The 17,161-nt window shown below is 73.7% G+C and carries 16 protein-coding genes; 9 read left to right on the top strand and 7 right to left on the bottom strand.

Annotation, left to right across the window (positions count from 1 at the left end):
* Positions 1–4: 4 nt before the first annotated feature.
* From GGQ55_RS06775 to GGQ55_RS06765, 3 genes are all read right to left on the bottom strand, one after another.
* On the bottom strand, positions 5–1,210 hold the full coding sequence (locus GGQ55_RS06775; protein WP_179715697.1) for an HNH endonuclease: 1,206 nt from the start codon (positions 1,208–1,210) through the stop codon (positions 5–7).
* 94 nt (positions 1,211–1,304) lie between these two features.
* Positions 1,305–1,871: a GNAT family N-acetyltransferase gene (locus GGQ55_RS06770; protein ID WP_179715696.1), complete on the bottom strand. Its 567-nt coding sequence runs from the start codon at positions 1,869–1,871 to the stop codon at positions 1,305–1,307.
* Between the two features lie 18 nt (positions 1,872–1,889).
* The gene (locus GGQ55_RS06765; RefSeq protein WP_179715695.1) at positions 1,890–2,207 is read right to left on the bottom strand and encodes a hypothetical protein; all 318 of its coding nucleotides are present in this window, start codon (positions 2,205–2,207) and stop codon (positions 1,890–1,892) included.
* A 121-nt stretch (positions 2,208–2,328) separates the two neighbouring features.
* Between GGQ55_RS06765 and purF the strand changes: the two genes are divergently transcribed.
* Positions 2,329–3,870 (top strand): amidophosphoribosyltransferase, encoded by a 1,542-nt coding sequence (purF, locus tag GGQ55_RS06760; RefSeq protein WP_179715694.1) that lies wholly within the window; start codon positions 2,329–2,331, stop codon positions 3,868–3,870.
* Positions 3,867–4,913: a phosphoribosylformylglycinamidine cyclo-ligase gene (gene purM, locus GGQ55_RS06755; protein WP_179715693.1), complete on the top strand. Its 1,047-nt coding sequence runs from the start codon at positions 3,867–3,869 to the stop codon at positions 4,911–4,913. Before purF ends, purM begins: the two co-directional genes overlap by 4 nt.
* A gap of 75 nt (positions 4,914–4,988) precedes the next feature.
* Here the strand turns inward: purM and GGQ55_RS06750 are convergent, their stop codons facing one another.
* Both GGQ55_RS06750 and GGQ55_RS06745 read right to left on the bottom strand, forming a co-directional pair.
* The gene (locus tag GGQ55_RS06750; protein ID WP_179715692.1) at positions 4,989–5,210 is read right to left on the bottom strand and encodes a DUF3073 domain-containing protein; all 222 of its coding nucleotides are present in this window, start codon (positions 5,208–5,210) and stop codon (positions 4,989–4,991) included.
* A gap of 161 nt (positions 5,211–5,371) precedes the next feature.
* On the bottom strand, positions 5,372–6,436 hold the full coding sequence (locus tag GGQ55_RS06745) for a Glu/Leu/Phe/Val family dehydrogenase (protein WP_179715691.1): 1,065 nt from the start codon (positions 6,434–6,436) through the stop codon (positions 5,372–5,374).
* 152 nt (positions 6,437–6,588) lie between these two features.
* Here GGQ55_RS06745 and GGQ55_RS06740 point away from each other — a divergent pair, with 152 nt between their 5' ends.
* The 4 genes from GGQ55_RS06740 (at position 6,589) to GGQ55_RS06725 (ending at position 10,790) form a co-directional block, all read left to right on the top strand.
* Positions 6,589–7,554, top strand: coding sequence for a sugar ABC transporter substrate-binding protein (locus GGQ55_RS06740; RefSeq protein WP_179715690.1), 966 nt, complete (start codon positions 6,589–6,591; stop codon positions 7,552–7,554).
* 104 nt (positions 7,555–7,658) lie between these two features.
* Positions 7,659–8,600: an ABC transporter permease gene (locus GGQ55_RS06735; protein ID WP_366488881.1), complete on the top strand. Its 942-nt coding sequence runs from the start codon at positions 7,659–7,661 to the stop codon at positions 8,598–8,600.
* Positions 8,597–9,379 carry an ATP-binding cassette domain-containing protein gene (locus GGQ55_RS06730; RefSeq protein ID WP_179715689.1) on the top strand — a complete coding sequence of 261 codons (783 nt, stop codon included), beginning with the start codon at positions 8,597–8,599 and terminating at the stop codon, positions 9,377–9,379. Before GGQ55_RS06735 ends, GGQ55_RS06730 begins: the two co-directional genes overlap by 4 nt.
* Positions 9,380–9,488: 109 nt before the next feature.
* Positions 9,489–10,790 carry a M23 family metallopeptidase gene (locus GGQ55_RS06725; RefSeq protein ID WP_366488879.1) on the top strand — a complete coding sequence of 434 codons (1,302 nt, stop codon included), beginning with the start codon at positions 9,489–9,491 and terminating at the stop codon, positions 10,788–10,790.
* A 59-nt stretch (positions 10,791–10,849) separates the two neighbouring features.
* Here the strand turns inward: GGQ55_RS06725 and GGQ55_RS06720 are convergent, their stop codons facing one another.
* Positions 10,850–11,359 (bottom strand): hypothetical protein, encoded by a 510-nt coding sequence (locus GGQ55_RS06720; RefSeq protein WP_179715688.1) that lies wholly within the window; start codon positions 11,357–11,359, stop codon positions 10,850–10,852.
* A gap of 70 nt (positions 11,360–11,429) precedes the next feature.
* Between GGQ55_RS06720 and GGQ55_RS06715 the strand changes: the two genes are divergently transcribed.
* Genes GGQ55_RS06715 through mftG form a run of 3 tightly spaced genes read left to right on the top strand, consistent with a single transcriptional unit; the run spans position 11,430 to position 15,032 of the window.
* Positions 11,430–12,296 carry an MBL fold metallo-hydrolase gene (locus GGQ55_RS06715; protein ID WP_179715687.1) on the top strand — a complete coding sequence of 289 codons (867 nt, stop codon included), beginning with the start codon at positions 11,430–11,432 and terminating at the stop codon, positions 12,294–12,296.
* Complete coding sequence (locus GGQ55_RS06710; protein WP_179715686.1) at positions 12,293–13,594, top strand: class I adenylate-forming enzyme family protein; 1,302 nt, start codon at positions 12,293–12,295, stop codon at positions 13,592–13,594. The genes GGQ55_RS06715 and GGQ55_RS06710 overlap by 4 nt, the downstream gene beginning before the upstream one ends.
* Positions 13,587–15,032, top strand: a complete 1,446-nt coding sequence (mftG, locus tag GGQ55_RS06705; protein ID WP_179715685.1) for a mycofactocin dehydrogenase MftG — start codon at positions 13,587–13,589, stop codon at positions 15,030–15,032. Before GGQ55_RS06710 ends, mftG begins: the two co-directional genes overlap by 8 nt.
* Positions 15,033–15,034: 2 nt before the next feature.
* On the opposite strand, the gene GGQ55_RS06700 is transcribed toward mftG, so the two are convergent.
* Positions 15,035–17,122 (bottom strand): transglycosylase domain-containing protein, encoded by a 2,088-nt coding sequence (locus tag GGQ55_RS06700; protein ID WP_366488876.1) that lies wholly within the window; start codon positions 17,120–17,122, stop codon positions 15,035–15,037.
* Between the last annotated feature and the right edge of the window lie 39 nt (positions 17,123–17,161).

The following is a 17,161-nucleotide window of genomic DNA, read 5'->3' as shown; positions in this document are numbered from 1 at the left end:
CCCGTCAGCTCGCGCTGACGAGTTCTCCGTCGCCGGCCGGTGCGGTTCGGACCGTGAGGATCTCGGTGCCGTCGGGTCGGTAGGTGTGCCATCGCCCCGCGGTATCTCGCTCGACGCGGAAGCCGTGGTGGACCTGGGTGTGGTGGCGTTCGCACAGCAACCCGGAGTTGGCCAGGCTGGTCTCGCCGCCCTGTGTCCAGTGGATGAGGTGGTGGACCTCCGACCACCAGTGCGGTGCACCGCACCCGGCGAAGACGCACGTCCGGTCGCGGGCGATGACGGCTCTCCGCAACGCCGGGGTCACCAGGCGGTGGGTGCGGCCGAGGTCGAGCGGCTCACCGTGCGGGCCCAGCACGATCCGGGTGATGTCGGCGTCGCAGGCCAGCCACCGGGCGCGGGCGGCGGAGATGACCGCGCCGAAGCCCGTCGCGGCGACGCCCTGACCGGTGGCGGGGTCGAGCAGGTCCTGCAGGTCGACGTTCACCGCGACCTGGGGCTTGCTCCGCCGCAGCAGCGGCGCGGTGCCGGCGGCCAGTGTGTTGTCGGCCCACTGCACCCACGCGTCGGCGTGATGCTGGCCGAGGGTGCGCTCGTCCCCGGCGGGCCGGTCGGTCTGCCGGTGGGCCTCGAGTGCGGCCTGGACCTTCTCGGCGCCGGCAGGGTCGAGGTGGAACCGGCCGGTGATCGACCCGTCGGCGTGCCGGGTGAACGTGAGCGTGCGCTGCTCGGTGGGATCGGGTTCGGGTCCGTCGGTGTCGAGCATCGCCAGGAAGGTGTGCACGGCCTTCGTCAGGTCCTCGTGCGGCGCGGTGGCGGCCAGGCGAGTCAGGATGCGTGCGGTCTCGGCGAGGTCCACGCCCTGGGCGGCGGCCAGCGCGACCGCCTTGGGGGCGACGATCTTGCCGATCTCGGTCACCTGCTCGGCGGTGATCGCACCGGCCGCGTGGGCGGCGGCGACCGCGGGCAGCAGCTCGAGCGCGCGGCCGTTGCGCACCACCTGCGCTGCCGCGCCGGGTGCGAGCCGGCAGTGGCCCTTCAGCCACGACTTCGCGCTCTTCATGCCGTCGCCGGCGAACGCCTGCTTGCTGTCGGCGACCCGCACGGTGCGGGCGAGGTCGGCGTCGATCCGGTTGCGCTCGGCGACCAGGTCACGCGTGCGATCGAGCAGCGCGGGGCCGCTCAGCGCGTGGAGCTCGTCGTCCGAACACATGTGCGAAGAATACCGGATCCGCCGACTTCCCACACGGCGAATCCCCAGGTCAGAAGCCTGTCCACAGACCCGCCGGGGCGCTTGCGCAGCGGCCTCAGAACTCGTAGCGGACGATCGCCCGGCGCAGCGACGGTACGTGCACGATCTCGAACCCGGCGGCCAGGAACGCGCTGAGCGCCCCGACGGACATCTCGCCCCAGGGGACCTCCTTGCCCGGCGCGGGCTTCATCGGATAGGCCTCGAGCGCCGTGGCGCCGCGGTCGCGTGCCAGGTCGATGGTGCCGGCGGCGAGGGCCCGGCTCACGCCCTGATGGCGATGACCGGCGCGGGTCACGAAGCAGGTGACCGCCCAGACGCCCGGGTCGTCCTTGTCCTCGGTCCGGCCCTTCCACGTCGTCTGGCGCAGGTAGGTGTAGTCGCGGCGCGGTGCCACCGAGCACCACCCGACCGGCTCGCCGTCGAGGTGCGCCACGAGCCCGTGCCCCTCGATCACCTGGTCGCGGAGCAGCTCTCGGCGTCCGGCCACGTCGTCGGTGTGCCGCGCGTGCCAGCCCATCCGGTAGCCCTGGCACTGGCAGCGAGCCGCCTGACCTCTGGTTCCGAGGACGGTCTGGACGTCGTCGAACAGCGACTCGTCCACCGGCTCGACGCTCAGCACCATGGCGCGCAGCGTCCCAGATCACCCGTCCGGGCGCCGCTCCTGCTTCTCGTCCTGGCGCTCCAGCCGCTGACGGACCGCCGCGAGGTTGAGCGCGATGTCCTCGAGCGCCTCGACGGCACGCGTGGCGAGCGCGAACGTGAGGTTCTCCCGCTGCTCCTGGGCGCTGGGCTCGCGGTGACGCTCCCGCGTGCCGGACTCCAGCGGGCGCCGGGTCGCCTCCGCCCACGGCTCCTCGTCGCCGCCCGGCGGATCGCCCCGCAGCTCGCCGAACAACTCGCGGAGCATGCGCTGCGCCAGTTCGAGGAAATCGCCCGGTTCGGGCCGGTCGGTGGCCATCGGCTTCTCCTCCCACCAGATGACCGCGATCAACGCGCACGGCGGCGGCGCGGTTCCCCCACAGGTCACGGTTCCCACACGGGACCCGGGAGCTGTCGGGGGCGCCGGTACCCTCGCAGTTGTGCCTCGCGGTGATGGACGGCTGACGCACGACCTCGACCCCTCGTCTCCCGGACCCCAGGACGCCTGTGGCGTCTTCGGTGTCTGGGCGCCGGGTGAGGAGGTCGCGAAGCTGACCTATTTCGGTCTGTACGCCCTCCAGCACCGCGGTCAGGAGGCAGCAGGCATCGCCGTCTCCGACGGCTCGTCGGTCGTCGTCTACAAGGACCTCGGGCTGGTCAGCCAGGTGTTCGACGAGCCGACGCTGGGCAGCCTGCGCGGCCACCTCGCCGTCGGCCACACCCGGTACTCGACCACCGGCGCCTCCACCTGGGAGAACGCGCAGCCGACCTTCCGGACGACGGAGGCCGGCACCGGCCTGGCGCTGTGCCACAACGGCAACCTGGTCAACACCGCCGAGCTGGCGAGCAAGGCCGCTGACGCCGGAGTGCCGGGGGCGTTCAGCGCGAGCACCGACTCCGACCTGGTCACCTCGCTGATCGCGGCCCACCCCGACCTCTCGGTCGAGGAGGCGGCCATGCAGGTGCTGCCGCAGCTGCGCGGAGCCTTCAGCCTCACCTTCATGGACGAGGACACCCTCTACGCCGCCCGCGACCCGCAGGGCGTGCGGCCACTGGTCCTCGGCCGGCTCGAGCGCGGCTGGGTGGTCGCCAGCGAGACCGCCGCCCTCGACATCGTCGGCGCCTCCATCGTCCGCGAGGTGGAGCCCGGCGAGCTGATCGCGATCGACGAGAACGGCCTGCGCAGCCAGCACTTCGCTCCCGCCGAGCCCAAGGGCTGCGTCTTCGAGTACGTCTACCTGGCCCGGCCGGACACCACGATCAGCGGCCGCAGCGTGCACGCCGCGCGCGTCGAGATCGGCCGCCGGCTGGCCAAGGAGCAGCCGGCCGACGCCGACCTGGTCATCCCGGTGCCGGAGTCGGGGACGCCGGCCGCCGTCGGTTACGCGGAGGCCAGCGGCATCCCCTACGGCCTGGGCCTGGTCAAGAACTCCTACGTCGGGCGCACGTTCATCCAGCCGAGCCAGACGATCCGGCAGCTGGGCATCCGGCTGAAGCTCAACCCGCTGCGCGACGTCATCCGCGGCAAGCGGCTGGTCGTCGTCGACGACTCGATCGTGCGCGGCAACACGCAGCGGGCGCTGATCCGCATGCTGCGCGAGGCCGGTGCGGTCGAGGTGCACGTGCGCATCTCCTCGCCGCCGGTGAAGTGGCCCTGCTTCTACGGCATCGACTTCGCCAGCCGCGCCGAGCTGATCGCCAACGGCCTCGACGTCGACGGCGTCCGGGCCTCGATCAACGCCGACTCCCTCGGCTACGTCTCCGAGCAGGGGCTCATCGCGGCCACCGAGCAGCCGGTCAACCGGCTGTGCACCGCCTGCTTCACCGGGCAGTACCCGATCCCGCTCGGCGAGTCCGACGTGCTGGGCAAGCACGTGCTCGAGGGCATCGAGCGGCGGGCGGCGGTGACCGGCTGGACCGGTCAGCAGGCGGGCAGCGCCACGGTGCCGGGCGGCGCCGAGGACGCGCTCTCGCGCCCATGAGCTCGGATTTCACGTACGCGGCGGCGGGCGTCGACATCGACGCCGGCGAGCGGGCGGTGACGCTGATGCGCGCCGCGGTCGAGAAGACCAACCGGCCCGAGGTGGTCGGCGGGCTCGGTGGGTTCGCCGGCCTGTTCGCCCTGGACACGCAGAAGTACCGTCGTCCGCTCCTGGCCTCCTCCACCGACGGCGTGGGCACGAAGATCGCCCTCGCCCGCCAGCTCGACCGGCACGACACCGTCGGGATCGACCTGGTCGCCATGGTCGTCGACGACCTCGTCGCCTGCGGCGCCGAGCCGCTGTTCCTCCAGGACTACGTCGCCTGCGGGCGGGTCGTCCCGGAGAAGATCGCGGCGATCGTCACCGGCATCGCGACCGGCTGCACCCAGGCGGGTGCGGCGCTCGTCGGCGGCGAGACCGCCGAGCACGGCGACCTCATGGACGACGACGAGTACGACCTCGCCGCGACCGCGGTGGGCGTGGTCGAGGCCGACGCCGTCCTCGGCCCCGAGCGGGTGCGCGAGGGGGACGTCGTCGTCGCGATGGCGTCGTCCGGCTTCCACTCCAACGGCTACTCGCTGGTGCGCAAGGTCGTCGCCGCTGCGGGCCTGGACCTCGCCGCGACGCACGGTCTGGACCGCCCGCTCGGCGACGTGCTGCTCGAGCCGACCCGCATCTACGCGCGCGACTGCCTGGCGCTGGTCGAGGAGCTCGGCGTCGAGGGCGTGCACGCCTATGCGCACATCACCGGTGGCGGGCTGGCCGGCAACACCGCGCGCGTCGTCCCCGAGGGACTCGCCGCGGTGCTCGACCGCGGTACGTGGGCGCTGCCGCCCGCCGTGCGGCTGCTCGAGGAGCACGGCGTCCCGCGCGAGGAGTCCGAGCGCGCGTTCAACTGCGGCGTCGGCATGGTCGCCGCGGTCGCCGCCGACGTCGCCGACCGCGCGGTGGCGACGCTGACCGCCCGCGGCGTCCCGGCCTGGGTGGCGGGCACGGTGCAGCGGTCCACGGAGCCGACCCACCTGGTGGGCACCTACCGGTAAGCGCACGACGACACCGCGCACCCCGAGGGGTGGCGCGGTGCCGTGGTGGATCAGGTACGGCTCAGTCGCCGAAGCTCAGCGACTGGCCGCCCAGTCGTCGTCCTCGTCGTCCTCGCTCGCCCAGCGATCGGCGTACTCGTCGTCGTCATCGTCGTCCGTCGTCGCCCGGTGCGCCGGGTACGTCGACGGTGAACCAGCGAGCTCCCGCTGCAGCGCGGAGAGATCGGTGTTCGGTGAGCTGTACTTGAGCTCACGGGCCACGCGCGTCTGCTTGGCCTTCGCTCGGCCGCGCCCCATCGGCTCGACCCCCTCATTACGGAGTACGGGAGTCCAGCCAGCGGCTGGAACGGCCCGCGTGGCGACCCCGACTGAGTGACTGTGTCCCCAGCGAGCTTACGACACGGAACAAGGACGAGCACGGGTCCTCCCCCTCGCGGGGAGGAACGTCACCCCCACGGTCACCGAGGCAGGCGGATCGTGGCCAGGCGGCCGACCGAGCGCATCCGCTCCTCGGCGAGCCGGTCGGCCGCGACAGCGGGGGAGACGCCTTGCTCGTCGGCCGTGCGGAACACCCGCAGGGCGACGTCGTAGATGCCGGTGGCCTTGCTCTGGGCACGGGCGAACGAGAACCCGTGGCGCTCGTCCTCGACCTGGATCACGCCGCCGGCGTTGACCAGGTAGTCGGGGCCGTAGAGGATCCCGCGCTCGACCAGCCGGTCGGCGATGTCGGGGGTGGCCAGCTGGTTGTTCGCGCCGCCGCACACGATCCGGGCGGGCAGCACGTCGACGGTCTCGGCGTCCAGCGCCCCGCCGAGCGCGCAGGGCGCGTAGACGTCGTGCGCGGTGCGCACGAGCGTCGCGGTGTCGGGCACCGTCTTCACCTGCGGGTACCGGGCCTGCACGCGGTCGAGCGCGGCCTGGTCGACGTCGGTGAGCAGGACGTCGGCGCCGTCCTCGACCAGGTGCGTCACCAGGTGCGAGCCGACCTTGCCCGCGCCCGCGATCGCGACCGTCCGGCCGGCCAGCGTCGGCGCGCCCCACACGTGCTCGGCGGCCGCGCGCATGCCCTGGTAGACGCCGAACGCGGTCAGCACCGAGGAGTCGCCGCAGCCGCCGTAGGCCTCCGAGCGGCCGTGCGCGTAGCGCGTCTCGCGGGCGACGACGTCGAGGTCGGCGTTGTAGGTGCCGACGTCGCACGCCGTGAGGTAGCGCCCGCCGAGAGCCTCGACGAACCGGCCGTAGGCGCGCAGCAGCGCCTCGGTCTTGTCGGTGCGCGGATCGCCGATGATCACGGCCTTGCCGCCGCCGAGGTCGAGCCCGGCCAGGCTGTTCTTGTAGGCCATCGCCTTCGACAGCGCGAGGACGTCGGCGAGCGCGGCCTCCTCGCTCGGGTAGGGGAAGAACCGGGTGCCGCCGAGCGCCGGACCGAGCGCGGTGGAGTACACCGCGATGATCGCCCGCAGACCCGACTCCGGATCGCTGCAGAAGACGACCTGCTCGTGACCCTGATTCAGCACGTCCACGGATCGAGCCTAGGACCCCGCCCCGGTGTGGCCTTCGTCGAGTTCGACCATTCGGGTGGGTCCATCCCGCGTCAGAGCACCGGGCCAGGCATGATCCTTCGCGGAAATGCGGCGTTTCGAGTCCGTTTCCGCGAACTTCGGAGGTACGCACGATGGCTGCACCCAAGCGTCTGCTGGCGCTCGCCCTGGCCGCACCGCTGGTGCTCGCCGCCTGCTCGGCGAACGGGGGCAGCGACAACGGGAACGACGGCGGCTCGAGCGACCTCAGCTTCTCGGTCATCACCCACGGCTCGGCCGGCGACGCGTTCTGGGACGTCGTCCAGAACGGCGCCGAGCAGGCCGGCAAGGACCTCGGCGTCACCGTGGACTACCAGAGCGACGGCGACCCGCAGAAGCAGTCGCAGCTCATCGACGCGGCGGTGAACCAGAAGGTCGACGGCATCGTCGTCTCGATGGCCAACCCCGACGCCCTGGAGGACTCGATCAAGGCCGCCGTCAAGGCCGGCATCCCGGTGGTCACGATCAACTCCGGCGGCGACCGCTCCGCGGAGTTCGGCGCGATCGGCCACGTCGGGCAGGACGAGGCGATCGCGGGTCAGGGCGCGGGCCAGCGGCTGAAGTCCGACGGCGCCCAGAAGGTGCTCTGCGTGATGCACGAGGCCGGCAACATCGGCCTCGAGCAGCGCTGCGACGGCGCCTCGCAGGGCCTCGGCACCGACGTCGTCCCGCTGCAGGTGGACATCAACGACCTGCAGGCCGCGCAGTCGACGATCACCTCGCAGCTGCAGAGCGACCCGAGCATCGACGCCGTCCTGACCCTCAACTCCGCCGTCGCGGCGGTGGCGGTGGCCGCGGTCGGCGACGCCGGGTCGAAGGCGAAGGTCGCCACGTTCGACCTCAACCAGGACGTGATCAAGGGCATCCAGGACGGCTCGATCGAGTTCGCCGTCGACCAGCAGCAGTACGAGCAGGGCTACCTGCCGATCGTGATGCTGAAGCTGTACAAGGAGAACCTGAACACCGTCGGCGGCGGCCAGCCGGTGCTCACCGGGCCCGGCATCGTCGACAAGGACAACGTCGACCAGATCGCCGACCTGGCGCAGAAGGGCACCCGCTGACCACGGAGACGGCGACGCCCGCGCGGGCCGACGAGCGGCTCACCGCGGTCGGCCCGCTCCGGCGTCTGCTGGTCAAGCCCGAACTGGGCGCGCTGGTCGGCGCCGTGCTGATCTTCACGTTCTTCGCCGTGCAGTCGCCGGTGTTCCGGTCGGTCCGCGGCGTCGCCAACTGGCTGGACCCGGCCTCGACGCTCGGCATCATGGCCGTGGCGGTCGCCCTGCTGATGATCGGCGGCCACTTCGACCTGTCCGCCGGCGTGATGACCGGGACGACGGCGCTGACCGTCGGCATCGTCTCCACCGAGTTCGGCGCCAACATCTGGCTGGCGATCGGCGTCGCGCTGGTGCTGGCGCTGGCCATCGGCTTCCTCAACGGCTGGCTGGTCACCCGCACCGGGCTGCCCAGCTTCATCATCACGCTGGGCACGTTCCTCATGCTCCAGGGCCTGAACCTGGGGCTGACCAAGTACTTCACCGGCACGGTCACCGCCAGCGGCATCGGCAGCGCCCCGGGCTACGAATCGGCCAAGGCGGTGTTCGCCTCGACGGTGACGTTCGTCGGCTCGCCGTTCCGCATCGCGATCCTCTGGTGGGTGCTGTTCACCGTGCTGGCCACCTGGGTGCTGCTGAAGACCCGGTTCGGCAACTGGGTGTTCGCCACCGGCGGCGACGAGGTCGCCGCGCGCAACGTCGGCGTCCCGGCCCGGCGCACGACGATCACGCTGTTCATGACGACGGCCGGAGCCGCCTGGTTCGTGGGGACGACGCTCGCCGTGCGGCTGACGTCGGTGCAGGCGAACGCCGGGATCGGCAACGAGCTCATCTACATCGTGGCGGCGGTGATCGGCGGCTGCCTGCTCACCGGCGGCTTCGGCTCGGCGATCGGGGCGTCGCTCGGCGCGCTGATCTTCGGCATGGCGCAACTGGGCATCGTGTACCTGGGCTGGAACTCCGACTGGTTCTACTTCTTCCTCGGGGCGATGCTGCTGCTCGCCGTCTTGGCCAACCGGCTGGTGCGCCGCTACGCCGAGGCGGCCCGGCGATGACCACCCCGCTCCTGGAGCTCCGGGACGTCGGCAAGACGTTCGGCAACGTCATCGCCCTCGACGGCATCAGCACCAGCGTGCGGGCCGGCGAGGTCACCTGCGTGCTCGGCGACAACGGCGCCGGCAAGTCGACGCTGATCAAGATCCTCTCCGGCGTGCACCGGCCCGACCGCGGCGAGCTGCTGCTCGACGGGTCGCCCGTGGAGTGGGCGGCGCCCCGGGAGGCCCTCGACGCCGGCATCGCGACCGTCTACCAGGACCTCGCGATGATCCCGCTCATGGCCGTGTGGCGGAACTTCTTCCTCGGCCGGGAGCTCACGAAGGGCTGGGGACCGCTGCGCCGGTTCGACTCGGCGCAGGCCCGCCGGGTCACCACGCAGGCGCTCGGCGACATGGGCATCGACATCCGCGATCCCGACCAGCCGGTCGGCACGCTCTCCGGCGGCGAGCGGCAGTCGGTGGCGATCGCCCGTGCCGTGCACTTCGGCGCGCGGGTGCTCATCCTCGACGAGCCGACCTCGGCCCTCGGCGTGCGGCAGGCCGGCGTCGTCCTGCGCTACATCGCGCAGGCGCGCGACCGCGGGGTCGGCGTCGTCTTCATCACCCACAACCCGCACCACGCCTTCCCGGTGGGCGACCGGTTCCTCCTGCTCGGCCGCGGCCGCAGCCTCGGCGACTTCGCCAAGGGCGAGATCACGCAGGAGGAGGTCACGCGGCTCATGGCCGGCGGGGCCGAGCTCGACCAGCTCACCCACGAGCTGCAGCGCCCACCCGTCTGACCTGCGGGTTTCCGCGCGGACGGGAACACCGGAGCAACGAATCGTTACCTGTCGACACGCAGCGTGACACTTTCGCAACACCGTGTCCCACGCGCCGCGTGGTGCACACGTGACCCGTCCTTCCCGCGGCACGGTTGTCGAGCTCAACCTCTTCCCCAGGGAGCTCGCCATGCAGAAGCGCCTCACCGCGCTCCGGACCGCCCTCGTCGGCGTCGTGACCGGAGTGGTGGTGATCGGCACCGCCGTCACCGCGTGGGCGGTGCCCGCGCCCCCACCGAACCCGACCGACACGCAGCTCAACGACGCCGCCGTGACCCAGCAGGCCGCTGCTGCCGAGGTCGGCCGCATCGCCGCGCTGGTCGCCCAGGCCGAGAGCGACCTGGAGAAGTACTCGGTGCAGGCCGAGGCCGCCGGTGCCGCCTACGACGCGGCCGTCGACGCGCTCGCGCAGGCCCAGGCGCAGGCCGACCAGGCCGCCGCCGACCTGCAGACCGCGCAGGCGAACGTCGACGCCGCGGAGGGCCGGATCGCCGAGTTCTCCCGCACGAGCTACATCAACGGGCACACGCTGAGCAGTGCCGCCGCCCTGCTGGACTCGAAGGGACCGGGGGAGCTGGTCCAGCGCGCGGCGATGATCGACTGGGTCGCCGACAACCAGGTCGACGTCCTGGGGCAGCTCGAGGCCGCGCGCGTCGAGCAGGCGAACGCCGACGCCGCCGCGCGCGCCGCCCGCGACCAGCAGCAGGCCGCCGAGGAGCAGGCGCAGCAGGCCAAGCGGACGGCCGATGCCCAGCTCGCCGCGCAGCAGTCCGCCTACGCAGAGGTGAGCGCGCAGAAGGCCCAGTACGAGCAGCAGTTGCAGGACGCGCAGATCCACCTGCTCGAGCTGCAGGGCGCCCGCAACGCCTACGACCAGTGGCTGGCGCAGAAGCAGGCGGAGGAGGCGGCCGCCGCCGCGGCGCAGCGGGCCGCGTCGTCAGCCGCGGCGAACCAGGTGCCCAGCGACCACGGCTACGTGCTGCCCGCCGCCGGCCGGACCTCCAGCTGCTTCGGCGCCCGGTGGGGGGTCCAGCACCTCGGGCAGGACATCGCGGCGCCCATCGGGACACCGATCTACGCGGCCACCAGCGGGGTGGTGAAACGGGCCGGGACGGCGACCGGCTTCGGGTTGGCCGTGTACATCCTCGGGGACGACGGCGCGGTGACCGTCTACGGCCACGTGAACCGCTACTTCGTGCAGGCCGGCGAGCGGGTCCGAGCGGGGGAGCAGATCGCCGAGGTGGGCAACCGCGGCCAGTCGACCGGGCCGCACCTGCACTTCGAGGTGCATCCCGACGGGGAGATGTACAGCGGGGCGGTGAACCCGGGGCCGTGGATGCGCGCCCGCGGGGTCGCGCTCAACGGCTGCTAGCGCGACCGCGGCCCGCCCCTCGGGGGAGGAGGCGGGCCGCGGTGCGTCGTCCGGATCGCTCAGCTGGTCGGCGAGGCCGATTCGGTCTCGGCGATCCCGCACTGGTTGGACAGGTAGTTCTCGACGTTGGTGGCCGCCGACCCGAGCTGCGTCTCCAGCTGGGCGGCCGTCTGCGCGAACGCGGTCGCCTGCTCCTGGTTGGTGAAGTCGGTCTGCGCGGCGGCCTGGGCGAGCTGGTCGATCGCGCCGACCAGGGAGTTCCAGTCCGTCTCGATCTCGGCCGGCGGGGTCAGCTGGTGCAGCCGCTGGGAGATCGCCTGCAGGGCCGGCGCGAGCTGCGAGGGGTCGGTCGAGTTGGTGAGGCCACCGAGGTCCTGGTCGAGGGTCGCGGCCTGCTGGCAGAACTCGGTGTCCGCGGCAGCCGCGCTGCTGGACGAGGAGCTGGTGGTGGCCTTCGAGGAGCTGGTCGAGGCGGAGTCGTTGCTGTTGCCGCCGCCGCAGGCGGTCAGCAGGACGGCGACGGCCGCTCCGGCCAGCGCGGTCCGGCACAGGGTCAGGGTTCGGCGCATGCGAGGCAGGCTAGCGGCCGGGTCTTCCCCGGTCCTTCCCGTTCCTTCCCTCGTCGCTAGGTTCCCTGGCGTGGAAGCACCACCTGACCCGCGCGCCACCTGGGACCTGCCCGGCTTCGGTCGCATGCCGCGCACCGCCGAGCTGGAGCCGCTGGTCACGCGGGTCCTGGCGCCCAACCCGTCGGGCATGACCCTCGACGGCACCAACACCTACGTGGTCGGCGCGCCGGGCAGCGGGCAGGCCGTGCTCGTCGATCCCGGTCCGGACGACGCGGCGCACCTCGCGGCGGTCGAGGCGGCCCTCGCGGCGCGCGAGGCCCGCTGCGTCGCCGTCCTGGTCACCCACCACCACGGCGACCACGCCGAGGCGGCGCAGCCGTGGGGCGCGCACTTCGACGCGCAGGTGGCCGCCGCCCGTTCCGACGTCGCCGGGGCCCGCGGCCGCCTGCTGGAGCCGGGGGAGCGGCTGGCGCTGGCCGGCACGGCGGTGGACGTCGTCCCGACGCCGGGGCACACCGGTGACCACCTGGCCTTCCGGCTGGAGTCCGGCGCCGTCCTGGTCGGCGACCACGTCCTCGGGCGCGGCACCTCGGTGGTCACCCACCCCGAGGGGGACGTCGTCGCGTACCTGGAGTCGCTGCGCCGCGTGCACGACCTCGGCCCGAGCGCCCTCTACTGCGGCCACGGTCCCGAGCTGACCGAGGACCCGGCCGCCGTGCTCGAGTTCTACCTCGCGCACCGGGCCTACCGCGAGGAGCAGATCCTCGCCGCTCTCGGCGACGGCTCCGGCACCGTCGACGAGCTGGTGGCGACGATCTACGCGGCCTATCCCCGCGAGGTGTGGCCAGCCGCGTCCCAGTCGACCCGCGCGACGCTGGCGAAGCTGGTCGCCGAGGGCCGGGTCGAGGACGACGGCGCGGCGGTCCGCCGGGCATGACCGTCGTCCGCGCCGCCGACAGCCTGCGCGACCAGCGCCGGGCCGCCGCGGCACTGGCCGCCGGCGGCCTGCGGACCGGCGACCGCGTCCTGCTGAGCGCGGCCGGGTCGCCCGCGCTGCTGGCCGTGGTGCTCGGCGCGCTGCGCACCGGGGTCGTGCCCGTCGTCCTCGACCCGGGCCTGCCGCCCGGCGAGCGGGCCGACCTCGTCGAGGACGCCGACCCGGCCCTCGACCTCGGCGGGGACCCGGAGCGGCTGCTCGCGGGCGACGCCGAGGCCGACCTCGCCGACGTGCCGCTGGCCCGGCCGATGCACTACACCTCGGGCACGACCGGCCGGCGCAAGGGCGTCTGGTCCGGCGTCCTGGGCGAGGACGACGCCCGCGCCCTGGCCGGTGAGGAGCTGGAGCTCTGGGGCTTCGAGCCGGGCGACCGGCACCTGGTGCTCTCCCCGCTGCACCACTCCGCGCCGCTGCGCTTCGCCACGCACACGCTGCTGGCCGGCGGCGACGTCGTCCTGCCCGGGCCGTTCGACGCCGACCGGGCCGCGGCGGCGATCGCGGCGCACCGGCCGACCACCGCCTTCGCCGTCCCCACCCACCTGCAGCGGCTGCTGGGCCGCGGGATCGACTGGTCGTCGTTCCGGCTGCTCGCGCACGCCGGGGCGCCCTGCCCCGAACCGCTCAAGCGCGCGGTGCTCGACGCGCTGCCGGCCGACTCGGTGGTCGAGTTCTACGGCTCCACCGAGGCGCAGTTCACCGTCTGCCCGGCCGCCGAGTGGCTGGCCCGGCCCGGCTCGGTCGGCCGGGCGCGCCCGGGCAGGGAGATGTCCGCCGACGAGCGCGGCCAGCTGTGGTGCGCCGTGCCGCGGTGGGCGCGTTTCGAGTACTGGCGGGCGCCGGAGAAGACGGCGGCGGCCTGGCGCGGCGACCGGATCACCGTCGGCGACCTGGGCCGGGTGGACGACGACGGATTCGTCTGGCTCGACGGCCGCCGGGAGGACCTCGTCATCTCCGGCGGGGTGAACGTCTACCCCGCCGAGGTGGAGGCGGTGCTCGACGCGCACCCCGGCGTGGTGGAGAGCGCGGTCTTCGGCGTCCCCGACGAGCGCTGGGGCCAGCGGGTGGTCGCCGCCTACGTGGGCTCCGTGGTCTCCGCGGAGCTGGGGGACTGGGCTCGCGAGCGGCTGGCCGCCGCCAAGCGGCCCAAGGAGCTGCGCCCGGTCGAGGAGCTGCCCCGCACCTCCACCGGCAAGGTGCGCCGGCTCGACCTGCCGGCCGTGCTGGGCCTCGATGGCTGACGCCGAGGTCGTGGTCGTCGGCGCGGGCTCGGCCGGCTGCCCGCTCGCCGCCCGCCTCGCCGAGGCCGGCCGCCGGGTGCTGCTGCTCGAGGCCGGCGGCGACGTGCCGGCTGATCTGCGCGACGCCGGGTCGATGGCGCCCGTCCCGGGCTCCCCCGCGACCTGGGACGTGACGGCGGTGCTGCCCGAGGGGCGGTCGGTGCGGGTGCCGCGCGGCCGGGTCCTCGGCGGGTCCAGCGCGATCAACGGCGGCTACTTCGTCCGCGCGACGCCGGCCGACTGCGCCGGCTGGGCCGCGGCCGGCAACGACCTCTGGTCGTACGAGGCGGTGCTGCCCGCGTTCCGGCGGCTGGAGGACGACCGCGATGTCGGCGGCCGCCCCGGTCACGGCACGGGCGGGCCGGTGCCGGTGCAGCGGCCGGCGCAGGGCTCGGCGGTCGTCGACGCGTTCGCCGCCGCCGTCGACGCGCTCGGCTTCCCCGCCGAGCCGGACAAGAACGCCGGCGGCGAGCCCGGCTGGGGGCCGATCCCCATGAACGTGGCGGGCGGCCTGCGGGTCGACGCCGCGACCGCGTACCTGCGACCGCAGCCGGGACTGACCGTGCGCAGCGGCGTGCAGGTGCGGCGGGTGCTCGTCGAGCGCGGCCGGGCGGTGGGCGTGGCGACCGACGACGGCGTCGTCCGGGCCGACGAGGTGGTGCTCGCCGCGGGCGCCGTCGGCTCACCGCACCTGCTGCTGCTCTCCGGCATCGGGCCGGCGGCCCTGCTCCGCGCCGCCGGTCTCCCCGTCGTCGTCGACCTGCCCGGGGTCGGCACCGACGTCAGCGACCACCCCGACGTCTACCTGCCCTGGACGCCGTCCCGGCCGCTGCCCGCCGACGGCGGCCCCCTGCACAGCGCGCTGAACACCGGCGACCTCGAGCTGCAGCCGTGGCTGACGCCGTTCCCACCGGTCGGCACGGGCGACGACCTGGTGCTGCGGGTCGCGCTGCAGGCGGAGGAGAGCCGCGGCCGGCTGGTCCTGGACCCCGCCCACCCCACCGCGCTGCCGCGGATCGAGCAGCGCTACCTCACCGAGGAGGCCGACCGCCGCCGGCTGCGGGAGGGCGTCCGGCTGGCCGTCGAGCTGCTGCGGTCTGCACCGTTGGCACCGCTGGTCGCCCGCCGCGGCGGTCCGCCGGACGACGTCCTGACCGACGACGGCGCGCTGGACGACTGGCTGCGGCGCTCGATCGGCACCGCCGTGCACCTGGCCGGCAGCGCCCGGATGGGGCCCGACGGCGACGCCGGTGCGGTGGTCGACCAGCGCCTGCGGGTGCGCGGCGTCGAGGGGCTGCGCGTCGTCGACACCTCGGTGCTGCCGTGGACGCCCTCCCGCGGGCCGGCCGCGACCGCGGTGATGCTCGGCGAGCGCGCCGCCGAGCTGGTGCTCGGCTGAGCTCAGCGGCCGGGACGCTGCCGTCCGAACGGCGGGAACGGCCCGAACTGCGGCGGGCCCGGGGAGGAGACCACCGGCGGCGGTGCCGGCGGCGCGAGCTCCAGGCCCGCGGGCGGGAAGGGGTCGTCGGGGCCGGCCGAGATGATCGGCGCCATCGCGTCGTGCCAGATCTGCGCGGCGTACCCGCCGCCGTAGGTGCCGACGTCCTGGTTGTGCTTGGGGTTGAGCACCATGACGCTCGCCGTGAGGTGCGGCGTGTAGCCGATGAAGGCGATCGAGTAGCGGTTCTGGCTGGTGCCCGTCTTGCCGGCGATCTGGTGGCCCGGGATCCGGGCGCGCGTGCCGGTGCCGATCGGCAGGCCGACGTCGCCGGTCAGGATCTGGTTGAGCGTCGTGGCCACCGCCGGCGGCATCGCCCCGGGCGTGCAGTGGTCGCCGACGTCGACCGAGCGCCCGTCCACCTGCAGCCGCTTCCCCGTGGCGTCGAGGATCTCGGTCACCGGCGTCGGGTCGCACTGCGTTCCGCTCGCCGCCATCGTCGAGTAGGCGCTGGCCAGCGCGAGCGGGCTGGTGGCCTCGGCGCCGAGGGTGAACGAGCCGCGGTTCTCCGCGACCACCTGGTCGGCGACCGGATCGAGGGAGAACAGCCCCATCCGCTGGGCCATCCGCACCGGCCCCTCGACGCTGCCCAGCTGGTCCTCCAGCGCGACGAAGTAGGTGTTCGACGACCGGATCAGCGCCTCCACCATCGTCAGCGTCGGCGGGTACCGGCCGGCGTTCTGCACGGTGTAGGGCGCCAAGCCGTCCTTGTAGACGCGCGAGGTGTACGGGTCGCTGGTCGTGATCGTGTTCCACGGCGGGATGCCCCGCTCGAGCGCGGAGGCGGCCACGAACACCTTGTAGGTCGACCCGGCGCCCTGGCTGGCCGCGACGTTGAGGTTGACCGACTCCTGCGCCGGGTCGGTCACGTCGTAGCCGAAGCGCCGGTTGACGCTCATCGCCAGCACGTGCCCGGTGCCGGGCTCCACCGAGGTGAAGATCGCGGCCAGCGGCGCGCCCATCGGCTGGGTCTTGACGACGGCGGCGTCCCCGGAGGTCTGGATGTCCGGCCGCAGCGTCGTCCGGATGGTCAGCCCGCCGGTCTGCAGCACCTGCTGGGAGATGCCCAGCGCCTGGGTCAGGTGCTTCTGCAGGAAGTCGCAGAAGAACCCGCCGAGGACGGCGCCGACGCAGCCGTTCGGCGGGGGCGGGGTCGGCGCGGTCGTCATCGGCTGGGCGGTCAGGCTGGCCAGGTCGGCGTCGGACAGGTGGCCCTGCGCGTGCATGCGCTCGAGCACCTGGTTGCGCCGCACGGTCGCGCGGACCGGGTCGGTGATCGGGTTGTCGGCGGTCGGCGTCTGCACCAGCCCGGCCAGCGTGGCAGCCTGGAGCACGTCGAGGTCGGCGGCGGCGACGCCGAAGTAGCGCCGGGCGGCGGCCTCGACCCCGTAGGCGCCCTCGCCGAAGTAGACGAGGTTGAGGTAGCGGGTGAGGATCTCGTCCTTCGTGTACCGCTCCTCCATCGCCAGGGCCAGCCGCGCCTCCCGGAGCTTGCGGCCGACGCTCTGCTCGGTCGCGGCCTGCCGGTCCTCGGCCGTCTCCGCCGCCTGCAGCAGGGTCTGCTTGACCAGCTGCTGGGTGATCGTCGAGCCGCCCTCCCGCACGCCCCCGGCGAGCAGGTTGGAGACCAGCGCCCGCGCGGTGCCCTCCAGGTCGATGCCGTGGTGCTCGTAGAACCGCGCGTCCTCGATGTCGACCAGGGCCTGCTTCACCACCGGCGCGATCCGGTCCGACGACACGGGGGTCCGGTTCTGCCGGTAGAAGTACGTCAGCAGCGAGCCGTCCGCGGCCAGGACGACGGTGTTGCCGGTCAGCACCGAGTCGCCGAGAGCCGACGGCAGCGGGGTGAGCAGGTTCGCCGACGAGCGGGCGACCAACCCCGAGCCGACGACCCACGGGCTGACCATCGCCGCGATGAGCACGCCGGCGAGGGGGACGGCGACGAACAGCAGCAGGAAGGCCCGCAGCCGGGGGTGGCGCCGGTCGGACACCGCGGACCCCGCTTCCCCCCGGGGCTGCCCGTGACACCG

This window comes from Petropleomorpha daqingensis, assembly GCF_013408985.1.
Lineage (GTDB): Bacteria > Actinomycetota > Actinomycetes > Mycobacteriales > Geodermatophilaceae > Petropleomorpha > Petropleomorpha daqingensis.
The sequence above is the reverse complement of the archived record's forward strand: the minus strand, read 5'-3'. Positions and strand labels throughout refer to the sequence as shown.